Genomic DNA, 22682 nt, shown 5'->3' on the forward strand with positions numbered 1-22682 from the left:
TATGAGCAAAAAATCGATTCAAAAGGTGTACGCACTGACACCGATGCAGGAGGGAATGCTGTATCATGCGATGCTTGATCCGCATTCTTCCTCGTACTTCACGCAATTAGAGCTTGGAATTCACGGCATTTTTGATCTTGAAATCTTTGAGAAAAGCGTTAATGAACTGATCCGGTCATACGATATTCTCCGCACGGTATTTGTGCACCAGCAGCTGCAAAAGCCGCGTCAGGTCGTGTTAGCGGAACGTAAAACAAAGGTGCATTATGAGGATATCAGCCATGCAGATGAAGACCGCCAAAAAGAGCACATTGAGCGTTATAAACAAGACGTACAGCGCGAAGGCTTTAACCTGGCAAAAGACATATTGTTCAAGGTGGCGGTTTTCCGTCTTGATGAAGATCAGCTATATCTGGTCTGGAGCAATCACCATATTATGATGGACGGCTGGAGCATGGGCGTCCTCATGAAAAGCCTGTTCCAAAACTACGAAGCACTTAGAGCAGGCCGGATGCCGGCAAATGGACAGGGAAAGCCTTATTCCGACTACATCAAGTGGCTTGGAAAACAGGACAATGAAGAAGCAGAGAGCTACTGGAGCGAACGCTTGGCGGGTTTTGAACAGCCGAGCGTGCTCCCGGGCCGCCTGTCTGAGAAAAAAGACGAATACGTTAATAAAGAATATTCATTTACATGGGACGAAAAACTGGTTGCCCGCATTCAGCAAACGGCAAATCGCCATCAAGTGACAGGGCCGAACCTGTTTCAGGCTGTTTGGGGCATCGTTCTCAGTAAATACAACTTTACGAATGATGTTGTCTTCGGCACGGTCGTATCAGGCCGGCCGTCTGAAATCAACGGGATTGAAACGATGGCGGGGCTGTTTATCAACACGATTCCGGTGCGGGTAAAAGTTGAGCGAGACGCTGCTTTCGCTGATATTTTCTCAGCGGTTCAGCAGCATGCAGTAGAGGCGGAGCGTTACGATTACGTGCCGCTCTATGAGATTCAAAAACGTTCAGCCCTCGACGGCAATCTCTTGAACCATCTGGTCGCGTTTGAAAATTATCCGCTTGACCAAGAGCTTGAAAACGGCAGCATGGAAGACCGCCTCGGTTTTTCTATTAAGGTAGAAAGCGCGTTTGAGCAAACGAGCTTCGATTTCAACCTGATTGTGTATCCGGGCAAAACATGGACCGTCAAAATCAAATATAACGGAGCCGCCTTTGATTCCGCTTTTATCGAACGGGCAGCGGAGCACCTTACCCGCATGATGGAGGCTGCTGTCGATCAGCCGGCCGCTTTTGTGCGTGAATACGGGCTTGTGGGAGACGAAGAGCAGCGCAAAATTGTAGAAGTATTTAACCGCACGAAAGCGGAACTCCCTGAAGGAATGGCTGTTCACCAAGTGTTCGAAGAGCAGGCGCAACGGACGCCGGCGAGCGCTGCGGTCGTATATGAAGGAGCCGAGCTCACATACCGTGAGCTGAATGCAGCGGCTAACCGTCTGGCGAGAAAGCTTGTCGAACAAGGCCTTCAAAAAGGCGAAACGGCAGCAATTATGAACGATCGCTCGGCAGAAACCGTTGTCGGGATGCTGGCTGTGTTAAAAGCAGGCGCCGCCTATGTGCCGCTTGATCCCGCGCTTCCTGAGGATCGCCTTCGTTTCATGGCGGAGGACAGCTCGATTCGGATGGTATTGGCTGGAAAGACATATGCGGAGCAGGCGCAGCAGCTGCAAGTGCCGGTTCTTACACTGGACAGCTGCTTTGCAGAGAGCGAAGCAGCTGACAATCTCAATCTGCCTTCCGCCCCGTCTGATTTGGCATATATCATGTACACATCAGGTTCAACGGGCAAACCGAAAGGCGTCATGATTGAACATAAAAGCATTCTTCGACTCGTTAAAAATGCCGGGTATGTTCCTGTTACTGAAGAGGACCGCATGGCGCAAACGGGAGCTGTCAGCTTTGATGCCGGCACCTTTGAGGTATTCGGCGCGCTGCTGAATGGCGCAGCGCTTTATCCGGTCAAAAAAGAGACGCTGCTTGATGCGAAACAATTTGCGGCATTTCTCCGTGAACAGAGCATCACAACCATGTGGCTGACATCACCTTTATTCAACCAGCTTGCCGCAAAGGATGCGGGGATGTTCGGCACACTGCGCCATTTGATCATCGGCGGAGACGCGCTCGTGCCGCATATTGTCAGCAAAGTGAAACAGGCATCACCGTCGCTTTCATTGTGGAACGGTTACGGCCCGACAGAAAACACAACGTTTTCAACAACTTTTCTGATCGACCGCGAGTACAGCGGCTCTATTCCGATCGGAAAGCCTATCGGAAATTCGACCGCCTACATCATGGATGAGCAGCAGCGCCTGCAGCCGATTGGCGCGCCCGGTGAGCTGTGCGTCGGCGGAATCGGTGTAGCGCGAGGATATGTGAATCTTCCTGAGCTGACGAAAAAGCAATTTCTCGAAGACCCCTACAGACCGGGTGAAAGGATTTATCGCACTGGTGACTTGGCGAGATGGCTGCCGGACGGCAATATTGAATTTTTAGGCAGAATTGACAACCAAGTGAAGGTGCGCGGCTTCCGAATTGAGCTTGGCGAAATTGAAACAAAACTGAACATGGCAGAACATGTGACAGAAGCTGCGGTGATCATCCGGAAGAACAAAGCGGATGAAAATGAAATTTGCGCGTACTTTACGGCGGACCGTGAAGTGTCTGTGAGCGGGCTGAGAAAAACGCTGTCCCAATCTTTGCCTGACTATATGGTTCCTGCTCATTTGATTCAGATGGACAGCCTGCCGCTCACGCCAAACGGAAAGATCAACAAAAAAGAACTGCCTGCGCCTCAATCAGAAGCGGTGCAATCAGAGTACGCAGCCCCAGAAACAGAGAGTGAAAAGACATTAGCGGAGATTTGGGAAGGGATACTTGGCGTCAAAGCAGGTGTTACTGATAACTTCTTTATGATCGGCGGTCATTCTTTGAAAGCGATGATGATGACGGCAAAAATCCAAGAGCATTTCCATAAGGAAGTACCGATTAAAGTGCTTTTTGAAAAGCCGACCATTCAAGAGCTGGCTCTGTATTTGGATGAGAATGAAAGGAAGGAGGAGCAGACGTTTGAACCGATCAGGCAAGCACCTTATCAGCAGCATTATCCTGTATCCCCGGCCCAGCGGAGAATGTATATCCTCAATCAGCTTGGACAAGCAAACACAAGCTACAACGTCCCCGCTGTACTTTTGCTGGAGGGAGAAGTAGATAAAGACCGGCTTGAAAACGCAATTCAGCAACTAATCAACCGGCATGAAATTCTCCGTACATCGTTTGACATGATTGATGGAGAAGTTGTACAAACCGTTCATAAAAACGTATTGTTCCAGCTGGAGGCTGCCAAGGGAAGGGAAGAAGACGCGGAGGAAATGATCAAAGCGTTCATTCAGCCGTTTGAATTAAACCGCGCGCCGCTCGTCCGTTCGAAGCTTGTCCAGCTTGACGAAAAACGCCACCTGCTGCTCATTGATATGCACCATATCATCACTGACGGAAGCTCAACAGGCATCTTAATCGGTGATCTTGCCAAACTGTATCAAGGCGCTGATCTTGAGCTGCCGCAGGTTCACTATAAAGATTACGCTGTGTGGCAAAAAGAACAGGCTGATCATCAAAAAGATGAAGCATACTGGCTCGAAACCTTTAAAGGCGAGCTGCCGATTCTTGATCTTCCCGCGGATTTCGAGCGGCCTGCTGAACGGAGCTTTGTCGGAGAGCGGGTGATGTTCGGGCTTGATAAGCAAATCACCGCTCAAATCAAAGCATTCTTGGCAGAAACCGATACGACAATGTACATGTTTTTACTGGCGGCGTTCAATGTGCTCCTTTCTAAGTACGCGTCTCAGGACGATATCATTGTCGGTTCGCCGACAGCCGGCAGAACACATCCTGATCTGCAAGGTGTGCCGGGGATGTTTGTCAATACAGTCGCACTCAGAACGGCGCCTGTGGGGGAGAAAACCTTTGCGCAATTCCTTGAAGAGGTCAAAACAGCAAGTCTTCAAGCATTCGAGCATCAGAGCTATCCGCTTGAGGAGCTGATTGAAAAACTTCCGCTTACAAGGGATACAAGCCGGAGTCCGCTGTTCAGCGTGATGTTCAACATGCAAAACATGGAGATTCCTTCATTGAGATTGGGAGATTTGAAGATTTCTTCATATTCCATGCTTCATCACGTGGCGAAATTTGATCTCTCCTTGGAAGCGGTCGAGCGAGAAGAGGACATCGGCTTAAGCTTTGACTATGCGACTGCCCTGTTTAAGGACGAAACCATCCGCCGCTGGAGCAGCCACTTTGTCAATATTATCAAAACGGCCGCAGCTCATCCAAATGTTCGGCTGTCTGATGTAGACTTGCTTTCACCAGAAGAAACGGCTGCTTTGCTTGAAGAAAGGCATATGACGCAAATGACTGAAGCAACCTTTGCAGCTCTTTTCGAAGAACAGGCGCAGCAAACGCCTGATCATCCTGCGGTAAAGGCTGGCGGAAACCTTCTTACCTATCGCGAGCTTGATGAACAGGCGAACCAGCTGGCGCATCATCTTCGCGCGCAAGGCGCAGGAAGTGAAGACATCGTCGCGATTGTCATGGATCGGTCAGCTGAGGTTATGGTATCGATTCTTGGCGTCATGAAAGCGGGGGCGGCGTTCCTGCCGATTGATCCTGATACACCTGAAGAACGAATCCGTTATTCATTAGAGGACAGCGGAGCGAAAATTGCGGTCGTGAACGAAAGAAACATGACGGCCATTGGCCGATATGAAGGAACAATCGTCAATCTTGATGACGCAAAATGGAGCAATGAGAGCAAGGAACGCCCATCACCGATTTCCGGATCTCGCAATCTGGCATACGTCATTTATACGTCCGGTACGACCGGAAAGCCGAAGGGCGTGCAGATCGAGCATCGCAATCTGACAAACTATGTTTCTTGGTTTAGTAAAGAGGCGGGCCTGACGGAAACTGATAAGTCTGTATTGCTTTCGTCTTACGCATTCGACCTGGGCTACACGAGCATGTTCCCTGTGCTTCTGGCAGGGGGCGAGCTCCACATCGTGCCGAAGGAAACCTATACGGCGCCGGATGAAATTGGGCGCTATATCAAGGAACACGGAGTCACCTATATGAAACTGACACCGTCTCTGTTCCATACAATGGTGAACACAGCCAGCTTTGCAAAAGAGCCACACTTTGAATCCCTGCGCTTGATTGTCTTGGGAGGAGAAAAAATCATCCCGGCTGATGTTCTCGCTTTTCGCAAGGTGTATGGACATGCCGAATTTATCAATCACTACGGTCCGACTGAAGCAACGATCGGCGCCATCGCCGGACGGATTGATTTTTCTGAGCCGGACGCATTCGCGAAACGCCCGACAATCGGACAGCCGATTGCGAATGCCGGCGCGCTTGTCTTAGATGAAGCGTTGAAGCTTGTGCCTCCGGGAGCGAGCGGACAGCTCTATATCACGGGACAAGGGCTTGCGAGAGGGTATCTCAACAGACCTCAGCTGACAGCCGAGAGATTTGTAGAAAATCCGTTTTCGCCGGGCGGCCGTATGTACAAAACCGGAGATGTTGTACGGAGACTTTCGGACGGATCGCTTGAATTTATCGGACGGGCTGACGAGCAGGTGAAAATCCGCGGCTACCGTATTGAGCCGAAGGAGATTGAAACGGTCATGCTCAGTCTTAATGGAATTCAAGAAGCCGTTGTGCTGGCGGTTTCTGAGGGCGGGCTTCAAGAGCTTTGCGCATATTATACGGCGGATCAAGCTATTGAAAAAGCGGAGCTCCGCAGCCAGCTTTCGCAAACACTGCCGTCCCATATGATTCCTGCCTTCTTTGTCCAGCTGGACGCGATTCCGCTGACGGCAAACGGGAAAACCGACAGAAACGCATTGCCGAAACCGAACGCTGCGCAATCCGGACACAAGGCCTCAGCCGCACCGGAAACAGCGCTTGAGAAGAGCCTATGCAATGTGTGGCAGAAAACGCTTGGCATAGATGCGATCGGCATTGATGACAATTTCTTCGATTTAGGCGGCCATTCATTAAAAGGGATGATGCTCATCGCCAACATTCAGGCCGAATTAGAGAAAACCGTTCCGCTTAAAGCGCTGTTCGAGCAGCCAACTGTTCGCCAGCTGGCGGCTTATATGGAGGCATCGGCAGTTTCAGGCGGCCATCACGTGCTCAAACCGGCTGACAAACAGGAGATGTACCCACTGTCATCCGCGCAGAAACGGATGTATGTCCTGAATCAGCTTGACCGGCAGACGATCAGCTACAACATGCCATCTGTTCTTCTGATGGAAGGCGATCTTGATATCGCGCGTCTGCGCGACTCGCTCAATCAGCTTGTGAACCGCCACGAGTCATTGCGGACATCCTTTATGGAAGCAAACGGTGAGCCTGTTCAGCGCATTATCGAGGAGGCGGCGATTGATCTTCATGTGTTTGAAGCGGAAGAAGACGAAGCGGACCAAAAGATCAAGGAATTTATCCGGCCGTTCGATTTAACTGATGCACCGCTCATTCGCGCAGCTTTACTTCGAATAGAAGCGAAAAAACATTTGCTGCTTTTGGATATGCATCATATCATCGCAGACGGCGTATCAAGAGGCATTTTTGTGAAAGAATTGGCGCTGCTGTATAAAGGAGAGCAGCTTCCGGAGCCTGCGCTTCATTACAAGGATTTCGCCGTTTGGCAACATGAAGCTGAGCAAAAGGAACGGATGAAGGAGCATGAGGCGTACTGGCTCTCGGTTCTTTCAGGAGAGCTGCCGGAGCTTGATCTTCCGCTCGATTACGCCCGTCCGCCTGTGCAAAGCTTTAAAGGAGATACGGTCCGTTTCCATACGGGAAGCGAGACGGCAAAGGCGGTGGAAAAGCTGCTCGCCGAAACCGGAACGACCTTGCACATGGTGCTTCACGCTGTTTTCCACATCTTTTTAAGCAAAATTTCGGGACAGCGGGATATCGTCATTGGCTCGGTTACTGCCGGCCGGACGAATGCAGATGTCCAAGATATGCCGGGAATGTTTGTCAATACGCTTGCCTTAAGAATGCAAGCGGAAGAACAGCAAACCTTTGCAGAGCTCCTGAAGCAAGCAAAACAGACGAACCTGTCAGCGCTTGAACATCAGGAATATCCGTTTGAGGACTTGGTCAATCAGCTTGATCTTCCGCGGGATATGAGCCGAAATCCATTGTTTAACGTGATGGTGACGACAGAAAATCCTGATAAAGAACAGCTTACATTGCAAAATCTAAGCATTTCACCTTACGAATCTCATCAGGGAACGTCTAAGTTTGACCTGACACTAGGCGGGTTTACTGATGAAAACGGCATCGGCCTGCATCTTGAATATGCGACTGATCTGTTCTCAAAAGAAACGGCTGAAAAATGGAGCGAATACGTTCTCCGTTTACTAAAGGCAGCTGCGGAAAATCCAAATCAGCCGCTTTCCAGCCTGTCACTCGTCACTGAAACAGAAAAACAAACGCTTCTTGAGGCATGGAAGGGCAAAACGCTGCCTGTTCCGACAGACAAAACGGTTCATCAGCTATTTGAAGAAACAGCCCAGCGCTACAAAGACCGCCCGGCTGTCACATACAACGGCCAGTCTTGGACGTACGGCGAGCTGAACGCCAAGGCGAACCGCCTTGCGCGGATTCTGATCGACTGCGGCGTCAGTGCGGATGAGCGCGTCGGCGTTCTCACGAAGCCGTCGCTGGAAATGTCCGCCGCGGTGCTTGGCGTCTTGAAGGCGGGAGCGGCGTTTGTGCCGATTGATCCTGATTATCCGGAACAGCGGATTGACTATATTTTACAAGACAGCGGCGCGAAGCTTCTCTTAAAACAGGAAGGCATTTCGGTGCCGGACAGCTACAAGGGAGACGTCATTCTTCTCGACGGAGCTCGCACGATTTTAAGTCTGCCGCTTGATGAAAACGATGAGGACAACCCACTCACAGCTGCAAACGCGGAGAACCTTGCGTACATGATTTACACGTCAGGAACGACCGGACAGCCGAAGGGTGTCATGATCGAGCACCATGCGCTTGTCAACCTGTGCTTCTGGCACCACGACGCGTTTGGCATGACTGCGGAGGACCGCAGTGCGAAGTACGCGGGCTTTGGATTCGACGCTTCCATTTGGGAGATGTTCCCGACTTGGACGATCGGCGCCGAGCTTCATGTCATTGATGAAGCGATCCGCCTCGATATCGTCCGCCTGAACGACTATTTCGAAACGCATGGCGTGACGATTACGTTCCTGCCGACGCAGCTGGCGGAACAGTTCATGGAGCTTGAGAACACATCATTGCGCGTATTACTCACAGGCGGAGACAAGCTGAAGCGCGCGGTGAAACAGCCGTACACGCTCGTCAACAACTACGGGCCGACAGAAAATACGGTCGTTGCCACGAGCACAGAGATCAATCCGGAGAAAGGTTCGCTGTCCATCGGGCGTGCGATCGCCAATACGAGAGTGTACATTCTCGGCGAGGGCAATCAGGTGCAGCCGGAAGGCGTAGCCGGAGAGCTTTGCGTGGCGGGACGCGGATTGGCGCGCGGCTATTTGAATCGAGAAGACGAAACCGCGAAGCGGTTTGTCGCTGATCCGTTTGTGCCGGGTGAACGCATGTACCGCACCGGCGATTTGGTGAAATGGGTGAACGGCGGCATCGAATACATCGGCCGGATCGACCATCAGGTCAAGGTCCGCGGCTACCGGATCGAGCTGTCGGAAATCGAAGTCCAGCTTGCCCAGCTTTCTGACGTGCAGGATGCGGCGGTGTCAGCTGTCAAAGATAAAGGCGGCAATACAGCGATCGCGGCGTACGTCACACCGGAAACCGCTGACATCGAAGCGCTGAAATCAGCACTGAAGGAAACCCTGCCGGACTACATGATTCCGGCATTCTGGGTGACGTTGAACGAGCTTCCGGTTACGGCAAACGGCAAAGTAGACCGCAAAGCCCTGCCTGAGCCGGACATCGAAGCGGGAAGCGGAGAATACAAAGCGCCGGCTACCGACATGGAAGAGCTGCTTGCCGGTATCTGGCAGGATGTGCTCGGCATTCCGGAGATCGGTGTCAGCGACAATTTCTTCTCAATGGGCGGAGATTCCATCAAAGGAATCCAAATGGCGAGCCGCTTGAACCAGCACGGCTGGAAGCTGGAAATGAAAGACCTCTTCCAGCACCCGACGATTGAGGAGCTGACCCAATACGTGGAGCGTGCCGAAGGCAAGCAGGCAGACCAAGGGCCTGTAGAGGGAGAAGTCAACCTGACGCCGATTCAGCGCTGGTTCTTTGAAAAGAACTTTACGAACAAGCACCACTGGAACCAATCGGTGATGCTTCACGCCGCGAAGGGCTTTGACCCTGAACTGGTGGAGAAAACGCTGCAGGCGCTGGTCGATCACCATGACGCACTTCGTATGGTTTACCGTGAGGAAAACGGGGACATCGTTCAGGCGTATAAACCGATCAGTGAAAGCAAGGTCAGCTTTGAAATCGTCGACCTGTACGGCTCCGATGAAGACATGCTGAAAAACCAGATCAAGATTCTCGCGGACAGGCTGCAAAGCAGTCTCGATCTCCAAAACGGACCGCTTCTCAAGGCGGAGCAATACCGGACGGAAGCTGGCGACCACCTGCTCATTGCTGTACACCATCTCGTAGTAGACGGCGTGTCATGGCGGATTTTGCTTGAAGATTTTGCTTCAGGCTATGTGCAGGCTGAGAAAGAAGAGAATATTGTCTTCCCGCAAAAAACGAACTCCTTCAAGGATTGGGCGGAAGAACTGGCGGCATTCAGCCAATCAGCGCATCTTTTACAGCAGGCTGAATACTGGTCGCAAATTGACGCTGAACAGGTTTCTCCTCTGCCGAAGGATTACGAAACAGAGCAGCGGATCGTCAAGCATACATCATCCGTTCTGTGTGAATTAACGGAAGAAGACACCAAACATCTCTTAACGGATGTCCATCAGCCATATGGAACCGAAATCAATGATATTCTTCTCAGCGCGCTCGGTTTGACAATGAAGGAATGGACAGACGATGCCAAAATCGGCATTAATCTGGAGGGGCACGGACGGGAGGACATCATTCCGAATGTGAATATCTCCAGAACGGTCGGCTGGTTTACGGCGCAATATCCTGTTGTGCTCGATATGCCTGAAGCAGACGCCTCAGCCGTCATCAAATCAGTTAAAGAAAATCTGCGCCGCATTCCGGACAAAGGTGTCGGCTACGGCATTCTCCGTTATGTCACAGAAGCAGAGGGAACAAAGGGCTTCACGCCAGAGATCAGCTTTAACTATTTAGGCCAGTTCGACAGTGAAGTGAAAACCGACTTCTTTGAGCCGTCCGCTTTCGACATGGGGCGCCAAGTAAGCGAGGAATCAGAAGCGCTGTACGCCTTGAGCTTCAGCGGCATGATCAGAAACGGCCGGTTTGTGCTGTCCTGCTCCTACAATGAGAAAGAATTTGAAAGAGCTACAGTCGAGGAACAAATGGAACGGTTTAAAGAAAACCTCCTGATGCTGATCCGCCATTGCACGGAAAAAGAAGACAAGGAATTCACGCCGAGCGACTTCAGTGCTGAGGACCTTGGAATGGACGAGATGGGCGATATTTTTGACATGCTTGAGGAGAATTTAAAATAAAACGCAAGGGAATTACAGAAGGCGGGAGCGAAGCATATGAGTCAATTTAGCAAGGATCAGGTTCAAGATATGTATTACCTATCGCCGATGCAGGAAGGGATGCTGTTTCATACCATCCTGAATCCCGGCCAGAGTTTTTATCTTGAACAAATCACGATGAAAGTAAAAGGCAGCTTGAATATCAAATGCCTCGAAGAAAGCATGAATGTGATCATGGACCGGTACGATGTATTTCGTACCGTGTTCATTCACGAAAAAGTAAAAAGGCCTGTCCAAGTCGTATTGAAAAAACGGCAGTTTCAGATAGAAGAAATCGATCTGACACACTTAACGGGCAGCGAGCAAGCAGCCAAAATCAACGAATACAAAGAACAGGATAAGATCAAGGGCTTTGATTTGACGCGGGATATCCCAATGCGGGCAGCCATTTTCAAAAAAGCTGAAGAAAGCTTTGAGTGGGTGTGGAGCTACCATCACATGATTTTGGACGGCTGGTGTTTCGGCATCGTTGTGCAGGACCTGTTTAAGGTATACAATGCCCTGCGCGAGAAAAAGCCATACAGCCTGCCGCCGGTCAAACCATATAAGGACTACATCAAGTGGCTTGAAAAGCAGGATAAACAGGCATCACTGCGTTACTGGCGCGAGTACTTAGAGGATTTTGAAGGACAAGCGACGTTTGCGGAGCAAAGAAAGAAACAAACGGACGGCTACGAGCCCAAAGAATTGCTCTTCTCTCTGCCCGAGGCGGAAACAAAGGCGTTTACCGAGCTTGCAAAATCACAGCATACCACTTTGAGTACGGCGCTGCAGGCAGTCTGGAGTGTATTGGTCAGCCGCTATCAGCGGTCTGGCGATTTGACCTTCGGCACAGTCGTTTCCGGGCGTCCCGCGGAAATCAAAGGCGTTGAACATATGGTCGGGCTGTTTATTAACGTTGTCCCGAGACGGGTGAAACTATCTGAGGATATCACATTTAACGGTTTGCTCAGGCAGCTGCAGGAGCAATCGCTTCAGTCTGAGCCGCATCAATATGTTCCGCTTTATGACATCCAAAGCCAGGCTGATCAGCCAAAACTGATTGACCACATCATTGTGTTTGAAAATTATCCGCTTCAGGATGCAAAAAATGAAGAAAACAGTGAAAACGGCTTTGATATGGAAGATGTCCATGTTTTTGAGAAGTCGAATTATGATCTCAATCTGATGGCTTCCCCGGGAGACGAGATGCTGATTAAGCTTGCCTACAATGAGAATGTGTTTGATAAGGCGTTTATTCTGCGCTTAAAATCTCAGCTGCTCACAGCGATTCAGCAGCTCATCCAGAAGCCGGATCAGCCTGTTCATACGATCAGCCTTGTTGACGAAAAGGAAAGAGAGTTTCTGCTTACCGGCTTGAACCCGCCGGCCCAAACTCATGAGGCGAAACCTCTGACGGATTGGTTCAAGGAAGCAGTGAACATTCATTCTGATGCGCCGGCGCTTACGTATTCCGGCCAGACTCTGTCCTTTCGTCAATTAGATGAGGAAGCAAACCGCCTTGCGCGCCGTTTGCAAAAGCAAGGCGCGGGCAAAGGCTCCGTTGTCGCGTTGTATACAAAGCGCTCGCTTGAACTGGTGATTGGCATTCTCGGGGTATTAAAAGCGGGAGCGGCTTATCTTCCGATTGATCCGAAGCTGCCGGAGGACCGAATCTCGTATATGCTGACTGACAGTGCGGCAGCCTGTCTGCTGACACATCAGGAGATGAAAGAAAAAGCGATTCAGCTGCCGTATACAGGAACAACACTCTTCATCGATGATCAAACACGGTTCGACGAGCAGGCAAGCGACCCTGCAATCGCAATTGATCCTGATGATCCGGCATATATTATGTATACGTCCGGCACAACCGGAAAGCCGAAGGGCAATATTACGACTCATGCCAATATTCAAGGATTGGTCAAGCATGTAGACTACATGGCATTTTCTGAAAAAGATACGTTCTTATCTGTTTCGAATTACGCCTTTGATGCATTTACCTTTGATTTCTATGCTTCAATATTAAATGCGGCACGGCTCATTATCGCAGATGAACATACACTGCTTGATACAGAACGGCTCACAGATCTGATCCAGCAGGAGAATGTCAATGTCATGTTTGCGACAACCGCACTGTTTAATCTTCTCACAGATGCGGGAGAGGATTGGATGAAGGGGCTTCGCTGCGTATTATTCGGCGGAGAGCGCGCGTCTGTGCCTCACGTCAGAAAAGCGCTGCGGATCCTGGGGCCGGGCAAGCTGATTAATTGCTACGGGCCTACTGAGGGCACGGTGTTTGCGACAGCTCATGTTGTACATGAAATACCGGATGGCATCTCCTCATTGCCGATCGGAAAGCCGATCAGCAATGCCAGCGTTTATATTCTTAACGAGAAAAACCAGCTCCAGCCATTCGGAGCGGTCGGTGAACTGTGCATCAGCGGAATGGGCGTGTCAAAAGGGTATCTGAACCGTCATGATCTGACGATGCAAACGTTTATCCCAAATCCGTTCAAGCCCGGTGAGACGCTTTACCGCACAGGGGATTTGGCACGCTGGCTGCCGGATGGGACGATTGAATACGCCGGCCGAATTGATGATCAGGTCAAAATACGAGGACATCGGATCGAGCTTGAAGAAATTGAAAAGCAGCTGCAGGAATACCCGGGTGTGAAAGATGCGGTTGTTGTTGTTGACCGCCATGAGTCTGGAGATGCATCAATCAACGCCTACCTCGTGAACCGGGCACAGCTATCAGTTGAGGATGTAAAGGCGCACCTGAAAAAACAGCTTCCTGCTTACATGGTGCCGCAAACCTTTACTTTCCTGGAGGAGCTTCCTTTAACGACAAACGGGAAGGTCAATAAACGGCTGCTGCCAAAACCGGATCAGGATCAGCTGGCGGAAGAGTGGATCGGGCCTCGCGACGAGACGGAAGAAACGATCGCACACATCTGGTCCGAGATCCTTGGCAGACAGCAGGTCGGCATTCATGATGATTTCTTTGCGCTCGGCGGACACTCCTTAAAGGCGATGACCGCCGCTTCCCGCATCAAGAAAGAGCTAGCGATAGATATTCCGGTGAAGCTGTTGTTTGAAGCGCCGACGATCGCAGGCATTTCAGCGTATTTGAAAAACGGAGGCTCAGATGGATTGCAGGATGTAACCATCATGAATCCCGATCAGGAGCAAATCATTTTCGCATTCCCGCCGGTCTTGGGCTATGGCCTCATGTATCAAAACATGGCCAGCCGCCTGCCGTCATATAAACTGTGCGCCTTTGATTTCATTGAGGAGGATAACAGGCTTGACCGCTATGCGGATTTGATCCAGGAGCTTCAGCCGGAAGGGCCTTTGACACTGTTCGGATATTCAGCGGGCTGCAGCCTTGCGTTTGAAGCTGCCAAAAAGCTTGAGGAACAAGGCCGCGTTGTTCAGCGGATCATCATGGTGGATTCCTATAAAAAACAAGGTATCAGCGATCTGGACGGACGCACGGTTGAGAATGATGTCGAAGCGCTGATGAATGTCAACCGAGACAATGAAGCGCTCAACAGCGAAGCCGTCAAACAAGGCCTCAAGCAAAAAACACACGCTTTCTACTCCTACTACGTCAACCTGATCAGCACAGGACAGGTGAAAGCGGATATTGATCTGCTGACATCCGATACTGATTTTGACATGCCGGAATGGCTTGCATCATGGGAAGAGGCCACAACAGGTGCTTACCGTGTGAAAAGAGGCTTCGGAACACACGCTGAAATGCTGCAAGGTGAAACGCTAGATAGGAATGTGGGGATTTTGCTCGAATTACTTAATATACAAACCGTAACGGTTTCTTAAACGAAGTGATGAAAGGAGGAGACGGCCCATGAGCCAACTCTTCAAATCATTCGATGCGTCGGAAAAAACGCGGCTCATCTGTTTTCCGTTTGCCGGCGGCTACTCAGCGTCGTTTCGCCCTCTCCATGCTTTTTTGCAGGGGGAGTGTGAGATGCTCGCTGCCGAGCCGCCGGGACACGGCACGAATCAAACGTCAGCCATTGAGGACCTCGAAGAGCTGACCGATTTGTACAAAAAAGAATTGAATCTTTGCCCTGATCGGCCGTTCGTGCTGTTTGGACACAGTATGGGCGGAATGATCACCTTCAGGCTGGCGCAAAAGCTGGAGCGTGAAGGTATCTTTCCGCAGGCGGTGATCATTTCTGCGATTCAGCCGCCGCATATTCAGCGGAAAAAAGTGTCCCATCTGCCTGATGATCAGTTTCTCGATCATATTATCAAATTAGGCGGGATGCCCGCGGAGCTCGTTGAAAATAAGGAAGTCATGTCCTTTTTCCTGCCTTCCTTCCGAGCGGATTACCGTGCTCTTGAACAATTTGACCTTCGCGATGTGGCCCCGATCCAATCGCCTGTTCATGTCTTTAATGGGCTTGATGATGAAAAATGCATTCGAGATGCGGAAGGCTGGAAGAAGTGGGCGGCAGACATCACATTCCATGAATTTGCCGGCGGGCACATGTTTTTGCTGTCACATACGGAAGAAGTGGCAGAACGGATTTTTGCGATATTAAATCAGCATCCGATTATTCAATCGTGATCAAAAGCGGACAGCTTAGGCTGTTCCGCTTTTTTTGTGTGTGGAATGTCAATTTTCACATGATATAATAGTCGCAATACTCAAACAAAGGAAGGTCTAAACATGCTCGCGTCTCCTAAGATGAAATGGTTTGTATTGCTGCTTACGTTTGTTTTCGCCATTGGAATGAACTCATTCAGAAACTCCTTTCAATTTTTTATGCTGCCGATGGCGGATACCTTCCATGCCGACAGGTCGCTGATCTCGGTTTCCGTCAGCATTTTTATGATCACAACAGGCATCGTGCAGTTTTTTGTCGGGTTTTTGATCGATCGGTTCAGCGTCAGAAAAATGATGGCGCTTGGAGCTGTTAGCATTAGCGCAAGCTTTTTGCTGCTTCCGCATTCATCGAATGTTCATGTGTTTTCCGCCATTTACGGCGTGCTCGGCGGAATCGGCTATTCCTGTGCGGTCGGCGTGACGACTCAGTATTTCATCAGCCGCTGGTTTGACACGCACAAGGGGCTGGCGCTCGCTATTTTGACCAATGCCAATTCTGCGGGCCTGCTGCTGCTCTCGCCCATTTGGGCCGCAGCTCCGTATCATGTCGGCTGGCAAAACACTTATACGATATTGGGCCTCGTCATCGCTGCTGTTCTCCTGCCGCTTCTCGCCTTTGGGATGAAGCACCCGCCATATGCGCAAGCGCCGTCAGTGAAAAAATCTTATGACTGGCGGGGATTTTGGAGCGTGGTGAAGCAGTCCCGTCTCATTCATATCCTGTACTTCGGCGTGTTTACATGCGGATTTACCATGGGAATCATAGATGCCTTGTGCCGATGCTGAAGGATGCGCATGTCTCGCATGTCAACGGGATGATGGCCGCATTCGGTGCGTTTATCATCATTGGCGGATTATTGGCGGGCTGGCTGTCAGATCTCCTCGGCAGCAGAAGCGTGATGCTATCCATTTTATTTTTCCTTCGGCTGCTCAGCTTGATTTGCCTGCTCATTCCCATTCTCGGAATCCATCAAAGCGAACTTTGGTACTTCGGTTTTATCCTGTTATTCGGGCTCAGTTACACAGGTGTGATCCCGCTGACCGCGGCGTCTATTTCTGAAAGCTATCCTTCAGGATTAATCGGCTCGCTGTTAGGCATTACTTTCTTTATCCATCAGATCGCCGGTGCTCTCAGTGTGTACGCGGGCGGCTTGTTTTTTGACATGACTCATGATTATTTGCTGATTATTGTTGTTTGTGCAGGGCTCGTCGGTTTATCAGCTTTATTGGAGCTGGTGCCATTTAAAACCTTTCATGTTCAACAAAAAAAGAGGGAGCGCAAGCACCCCTCTTTTTAAGATTGCAATTTTACTTGTTTGGCGGGCACATGTTCTTTTAATAGCTGTCTGAATGAGTGCCGCTCATTTTCGAATGTGAAAAAACGTTGAGGCACCAAGATCAGCTGGCGACTGGAAGTTTTTATGGAGAATAAGTGTTTATATTCTGCCGCTCCCTTTATTTCATCCCATTCAAACAAAGTATCATAGTTTTTGGAGTGAATATGAATGCCTTGCCGATTAACAGTATATGTCCTTTTTCGTTTTAATCGCTCATTGTTTTTATAACCGTTACGCAGCCGCAGATATAAAAAGGCGATAAAGAGCAGGGTGAAAATCAGAGATATCACTGCTATGAAAATACCATTATAAATCAATTCTAACGTTTCGTTGTAATAAACAGTAAACGGAAATCCAATGATGGAATACACCAAGGTAGAGAGAAGAAAAAGATCAATGTAATAAATCACTGCTGCTTTTCTTTGCTGGTATAAAAAGTAATACCTCATATCTCGTAATGAAATGGCTCCCTCTAGGAAGACGCTATGTTGAATCATTCTTACAATACACCTCAGGATATATTTTCCTTCAACTTTAACATATATTTTCATTTGTTCATAGAGATGGATTCTTTTTCTGGAGCGTGGGATTGCCATGCCGGACTTTCATTAAGAATCATGACTCCGAAACCTCACTCCGCTTCACATTTTCACCCATCTAGGACTGCCAGTCTCAAGTATGAAGACTGAAGCAACCTTATACATTCTCATCGAAAAATATTGAGCTTGGCAGCAAACTCCTGAGTCATTTATAAAAGCGCTTCATACGAGACCATTGTCATTTCTTCGGGGAAATCAGGGTGCGCAGCGCATACGGCCATTTTGTAGCCGGGGTCCGCATCATACGTTTTGATATAGCATGGCGTATGCCTGTCCGGAACCTCAATAGATACTTGTCCGTCCCGATCCAGGCGCACTGAAAAGGAATCAAGCGGAAGCGATAAGCCTTTGCCTTCCTGTTTGATAAAGCTTTCCTTCATTGACCATAGATGATAAAAATAGTCTGTCTGTTCATCCTTTTTTTTTGCTAAAAGGTCTGTGTACTCTGTTTTTGAAAAGAAACGTTTGGCGATCTCAAGGCTGATCGGTTTCATTTTTTCAATATCGATGCCGATTGGCTGTGAATCAAACGCGCAAACGACCCAACGGCCGGAATGGGAAATGTTGAAATGAGTGTCAGGCAAATCAGGGATGCAGGGCTTTCCGTACTCCTGCGCGCTGAAGCGGATATCGGCTTTGTCCAGATGGAACTGCCTGCTGACGACTGAGCGAACGAGAACATCTCCCAGCAGGGTGCGGTGAGCATCTTCTTTATGATAAAATCTCCGGCATTTCTCCCGTTTTTCAGGCGATATGAAACACATGAAGCGTTCAGTCTCTTCCTGAGAAAGCGGGCGGTCCATATGTATTCCGTAAATCTTCATTCTAGGTCCTCCGTCTGCAAAAGATTGTCAAAACCATCCTATCATACTTCAACAAGACTCATATAGAGTCGAACATAAAAAAACAAAGCCGAAGCGGCTTTGTTTTAGTGTAGAGGCGGAGATGCTTTCACAGCGGCTGTCCGCCTTGCCACAGCATAATTCAGCAGCAGTATTGACTGCGGCAATGAAAAGCGCAGAATGAGTCCGGTGAGGATGGCAGTCAAAATGGTGCCAAAACCGATCGGGCCGCCCATGCCCCATGCCGCAAACAAGATTGTTATTTCCATGCCGTTCCGCACCCATTGCACATTCCAGCCGGTTTTTTCTGTAATCAGCATCATCAGTGAATCACGCGGCCCCGCTCCAAGGCCTGCTGATACATAAACACCGACGCCGTAACCGATCAGCACCACGCCAAGAGAGAAGACAATGACGGAGCCCGTGTAGGTCGAGGGGGCAGGCAGAAGAAAATTGAAAAAATCGATAAAAACACCAATGAGCACCATGTTCAGGATCGCCCCGATTTTTGGCCAAGCCCGTGTAAACAATGACGTTAATCCGACGATGATCGCTCCGATAATGATGGACCACTGACCGACGGTAAGGCCGAAATGCTGAAACAGGCTGTAATGAAATGCATCCCACGGACTTATGCCGAGCGCTTTTCCTTCTATCGTCAGGGATACACCAAAAGCCAAAATGATCAAACCGGTAAAATAAAATGTCCAGCGCAGAACAAGTTCTTGCTTCACGTGAGGTCCCTTCTTTCGTAAAAATCAGTCGATTGTCATTGTAGCATATCTGACATAAGGGCGGAATAGGCGAAAGGAGCTCAACAAAAAAACAGGGCCGCCGCAGGCGCCCTGTTTAGGTTTAAATATTGATTGCCTTTTCTGCTATTTGAAATGAATCTGGCTCGTTAGCGTATGATCCCGCATTTAATAAACCAGCAAAAAGGAAACCAATTAAAGCGGTGCTGATAATAAGTTTTTTCATTATAGCGCCTCCGTAACGTTTAATATTTGAGTTTTGGCATTTATAGTCCTCTTTAAGAAATTCCTCCCTTTGATACAATGTCCTGCTTCAAAATGAAAATCATAAACCGCACATTTTTCTGGGAGCTAGGATTTAATCTAATAAAAGAAAAAACCCAAAACGAATGCCGTTTTGGGTTTTTTAAGATTTTACAACGGATTCAAAATCCGGTTCAAAAACCGCTGTGTCCGTTCTTCTTTTGGTGCGGAGAAAATTTGCTCCGGCGGTCCCTGTTCCACGATGACACCGCCGTCGATAAAGATGACTTCGTCCGCCACATCCTGGGCGAATTTGATTTCGTGGGTCACAACGACCATGGTCCAGCCTTCATTGGCTAAATCTTTGATAACCTTCAGGACCTCTCCGACCAGCTCGGGATCAAGCGCTGAGGTCGGTTCGTCAAACAGCATGAGCTCAGGCTGAATCGCCAGTGCGCGGGCGATGCCGACGCGCTGCTGCTGGCCGCCGGAAAGCTGGAACGGATATAAATCCATTTTGTCCTTTAATCCGACTTTATCAAGAAGCTGAATCGCTTCTTTTCTGACTTCCTCTTTGTTTCGCTTTTGCACCTGAATAGGGCCTTCCATCACGTTTTCAAGAGCCGTGCGGTGCGGGAACAGGTGATACGCCTGAAATACCATGCCGGATTTCCGGCGGAGCTTTAGAATATCCGCCTGTTTCACCTTTTTGGAGAAATCGATGGAGAAATCATCAAATGCAAGCTCTCCGCGATTCGGAATTTCCAGCGCGTTCAGGCAGCGGAGCAGCGTCGTTTTCCCTGAACCTGAAGGCCCAAGTATGGCGATGACTTTCCCTTTTTCAATCTTCATATCTATCTTTTTTAATATTTCATTTTCACCGAATGATTTGTTTAATCCTTTAACGGTAAGCATACTCGGAACCTCCTTATTTGGCCACGTAGCGGTCAAGACGCCGTTCGATGACATGCTGGACGAGTGAAAGCAGGAAGCAGATAATCCAGTAAATAAAGGCTGCTTCAATATAGATCACTAAAATTTGATCAAGATTCCGCGCGCCGATTTCCTGGGCTTTTCTGAACAGCTCAGCGACCAGGATTTGAGAGGCGAGGGATGTATCTTTAATCAGGCTGATAAAGGTATTGGATAATGGCGGGATCGACACACGAAACGCCTGCGGCAAAATGACGCGGAACAGTGTTTTCTGATGTGTCATGCCGATTGTGTATCCGGCTTCCCATTGCCCTTTCGGCACGGATAAAATGGATGCCCGTATGATTTCAGATGCATAGGCGCCGACGTTTAATGAAAAGGCAATAACTGCGCTTGGAAATGGATCTAATGTGATGTTAAAGGCCGGGAACAGATAGAAAATGATGAACAATTGAACGAGAAGAGGAGTGCCGCGTATTGCAGATACGTATACGCTGAACACCCATCTCAAAGGTCTCACTTTCGACATTCTGGCAAGCGCCGTAATCAGCGCCAGGATCATTCCAAATATAAAGGAAAGAATCGTAAGGGGAATCGTATAATAGATTCCCCCTGAAAGTATCGGCCAGAATGACTGCTGCACCAGATCCCACGGGATCGCCGTGCCAAGCGTCAATGCCGGCAGATTATTTAGAAACATCTTCGCCGAACCATTTTTTAGAGATTTTAGAAAGAGTCCCGTCCTCTTTCATTTCTTTTAATGCTTTGTTGACTTGATCAACAACCTCGCTGCTTCCTTTACGGAACGTGAAATAGGTTGACTGCGGATCGCCTGTTTCAAACGCGATTTTCACGTTTTTGTTGCCGGATGTTTTCAGGTAGTTCAATACGGCAAGCTTATCGTTGTAAGTCATATCAACGCGGCCTTGCTGGATCAATTGAAGAGCCTGTGCCATACCCTCAACGCCTTCTACTTTCGCGCCGGCATTTGTAGCTAATTTGTTGTAGTTGCTTGTCAGTGATTGAGCTGATGTTTTTCCTTTTACATCTGCTTCAGACTTAATATCGTTGTTGTCTGTTTTCGTCACGACAACGGCTCTTGATGTTGTGTATTTATCTGAGAAATCATACTTGTTTTCACGGTCTGTTTTTCCGACTTGGTTGGCAATGACGTCAAACCGTTTGGAATTCAGGCCGGCAAACATGCTGTCCCATTGTGTTTCTTTGAAATCGGCTTTAAGCCCAAGGCGTTTTGCGACTTCCGTGATCACTTCGACATCATAGCCAGTCAGCTTATCAGTGTCCTTATCGTGGTAAGTGAACGGTTCATATGTCCCTTCCGTACCGACTGTCAGCACACCTTTTTTCTTAATAGAAGCCCAAAGATCGCCGTTTTTGGCGTTATCTTTTGACTGATTGTCATTTCCTGCTCCGCAAGCTGCGAGAGCTGCAATGCTTACGACCATGAATAAAGCCAATAATGCTTTTTTCATCTTATTCCCCACTTTTCTGGTTGATTTTATTGAAATAAAAAATTAGCTTACAAATCTAAAGGATAACTTTTTTTTAGTATGAGTCAAGTATTTGGTTTTCATAAGGCGAAATCTTTTAAAATAAATCCAAAAATTGCTGTGCCGGTTTTGGCAAATAACTGTCCGTTCTCCACATGACAGCCGGTGTCATAATGAAGGGATTGTTTTCAATCTTTACGGTGTGAACGTGGTTTCTCATATGAACGGGAATCATTGTGACGGGCAGAATGGAGGCGCCGAATCCTGAAGAGACGAGGCTGAGCAAAGTTGCGGAATCGTGGCATTCGCAAACAATGCGCGGCTCCAGTTTCAAACGATGAAATTCATTCATGACCTGATTGTAGACGCCCTTTCCATTGACAGGCCGCAGCAGAATCAGCGGAAATGATGGTATATCCTCCATTTTAATGGTGTCCCCGCACGGATATCCGGCTTCCTTTGAAAGCACGAGCACACATGGAATATCATCAAGCTGTTTAAATTGGACCGTGTGGCTTTTGATCATTGTCGTCGTGACCGCCGCATCGATTTGCCGGCTTTCCAGCAGCTCTAACAGCGTGGCAGGCTCATTCTCCCAAATATGAAAGGTAAGATGCGGGTAGCTTTCTTTAATCTGTGTGACTTTTTCAAGCATCAGTGCGGCGCAATAAATCGTTGACCCCACAGCCAGCGTGCCGGCAACCTCGTCCTTCAGCTCTTGTACCTCAATGACGGCATCTTCAAACCTGTGTAAAATCTCCTTGGCTCTTTTCAAAAAAACAGTTCCTTCATATGTAAGCGTCATTTGTTTTTTCTTATTCCGGTCAAACAAAACGACACCCAGCTCGTCCTCCAGCTGTTTCAGCTGCCTGCTTAAAGGCGGCTGCGCCATGTGGAGCTTTTTGGCGGCTGACGTGATTTTCTGTTCTTGGGCGATCGTAATGAAATAGCGAAGCTGGCGAATGTCCAAAAAAAGCGCCTCCTTACCATACCTTTTAGGTATTGAATATAGATATAACAGATATTTTTCATATGGATATATCAGGAGTATG

The 22682-nt window shown here is 48.9% G+C and carries 11 protein-coding genes and 1 pseudogene; 4 read left to right on the forward strand and 8 right to left on the reverse strand.

Features of this window, described 5'->3' with window-relative positions; genetic code table 11:
- The first annotated feature begins 1 nt into the window (after position 1).
- From srfAB to G4P54_RS01980, 4 genes and pseudogenes are all read left to right on the forward strand, one after another.
- Positions 2-10753, forward strand: coding sequence for a surfactin non-ribosomal peptide synthetase SrfAB (gene srfAB, locus G4P54_RS21165; protein WP_167871616.1), 10752 nt, complete (start codon positions 2-4; stop codon positions 10751-10753).
- Between the two features lie 36 nt (positions 10754-10789).
- Positions 10790-14617, forward strand: a complete 3828-nt coding sequence (gene srfAC / locus G4P54_RS01970; RefSeq protein ID WP_167871617.1) for a surfactin non-ribosomal peptide synthetase SrfAC — start codon at positions 10790-10792, stop codon at positions 14615-14617.
- A 28-nt stretch (positions 14618-14645) separates the two neighbouring features.
- On the forward strand, positions 14646-15374 hold the full coding sequence (srfAD, locus tag G4P54_RS01975; RefSeq protein ID WP_024713945.1) for a surfactin biosynthesis thioesterase SrfAD: 729 nt from the start codon (positions 14646-14648) through the stop codon (positions 15372-15374).
- Positions 15375-15476: 102 nt separating this feature from the next.
- A pseudogene (locus tag G4P54_RS01980) lies at positions 15477-16711 on the forward strand (MFS transporter).
- Here the strand turns inward: G4P54_RS01980 and G4P54_RS01985 are convergent.
- The 8 genes from G4P54_RS01985 to bsdA all read right to left on the reverse strand — a co-directional run bounded on the left by G4P54_RS01985 (position 16708) and on the right by bsdA (position 22600).
- On the reverse strand, positions 16708-17247 hold the full coding sequence (locus tag G4P54_RS01985) for a YcxB family protein (RefSeq protein WP_167871618.1): 540 nt from the start codon (positions 17245-17247) through the stop codon (positions 16708-16710). The pseudogene G4P54_RS01980 and the gene G4P54_RS01985 overlap by 4 nt on opposite strands.
- 251 nt (positions 17248-17498) lie before the next feature.
- Positions 17499-18173: a 4'-phosphopantetheinyl transferase family protein gene (locus tag G4P54_RS01990; RefSeq protein WP_167871619.1), complete on the reverse strand. Its 675-nt coding sequence runs from the start codon at positions 18171-18173 to the stop codon at positions 17499-17501.
- 104 nt (positions 18174-18277) lie between these two features.
- Positions 18278-18925: a YczE/YyaS/YitT family protein gene (locus tag G4P54_RS01995; RefSeq protein ID WP_024713951.1), complete on the reverse strand. Its 648-nt coding sequence runs from the start codon at positions 18923-18925 to the stop codon at positions 18278-18280.
- Between the two features lie 121 nt (positions 18926-19046).
- Positions 19047-19169, reverse strand: a complete 123-nt coding sequence (locus G4P54_RS21450; RefSeq protein WP_277348588.1) for a hypothetical protein — start codon at positions 19167-19169, stop codon at positions 19047-19049.
- 188 nt (positions 19170-19357) lie between these two features.
- On the reverse strand, positions 19358-20101 hold the full coding sequence (gene tcyC, locus G4P54_RS02000; protein ID WP_024713952.1) for a cystine ABC transporter ATP-binding protein TcyC: 744 nt from the start codon (positions 20099-20101) through the stop codon (positions 19358-19360).
- 13 nt (positions 20102-20114) lie between these two features.
- Positions 20115-20819, reverse strand: coding sequence for a cystine ABC transporter permease TcyB (tcyB, locus tag G4P54_RS02005; RefSeq protein ID WP_014662754.1), 705 nt, complete (start codon positions 20817-20819; stop codon positions 20115-20117).
- Positions 20806-21612 carry a cystine ABC transporter substrate-binding lipoprotein TcyA gene (gene tcyA / locus G4P54_RS02010; protein WP_167871620.1) on the reverse strand — a complete coding sequence of 269 codons (807 nt, stop codon included), beginning with the start codon at positions 21610-21612 and terminating at the stop codon, positions 20806-20808. Before tcyA ends, tcyB begins: the two co-directional genes overlap by 14 nt.
- A gap of 115 nt (positions 21613-21727) precedes the next feature.
- Positions 21728-22600 carry a transcriptional regulator BsdA gene (gene bsdA, locus G4P54_RS02015; RefSeq protein ID WP_167871621.1) on the reverse strand — a complete coding sequence of 291 codons (873 nt, stop codon included), beginning with the start codon at positions 22598-22600 and terminating at the stop codon, positions 21728-21730.
- Positions 22601-22682 lie beyond the last annotated feature (82 nt).

Origin of the sequence: Bacillus tequilensis (genome assembly GCF_012225885.1) — a bacterium.
Lineage (GTDB): Bacteria > Bacillota > Bacilli > Bacillales > Bacillaceae > Bacillus > Bacillus tequilensis.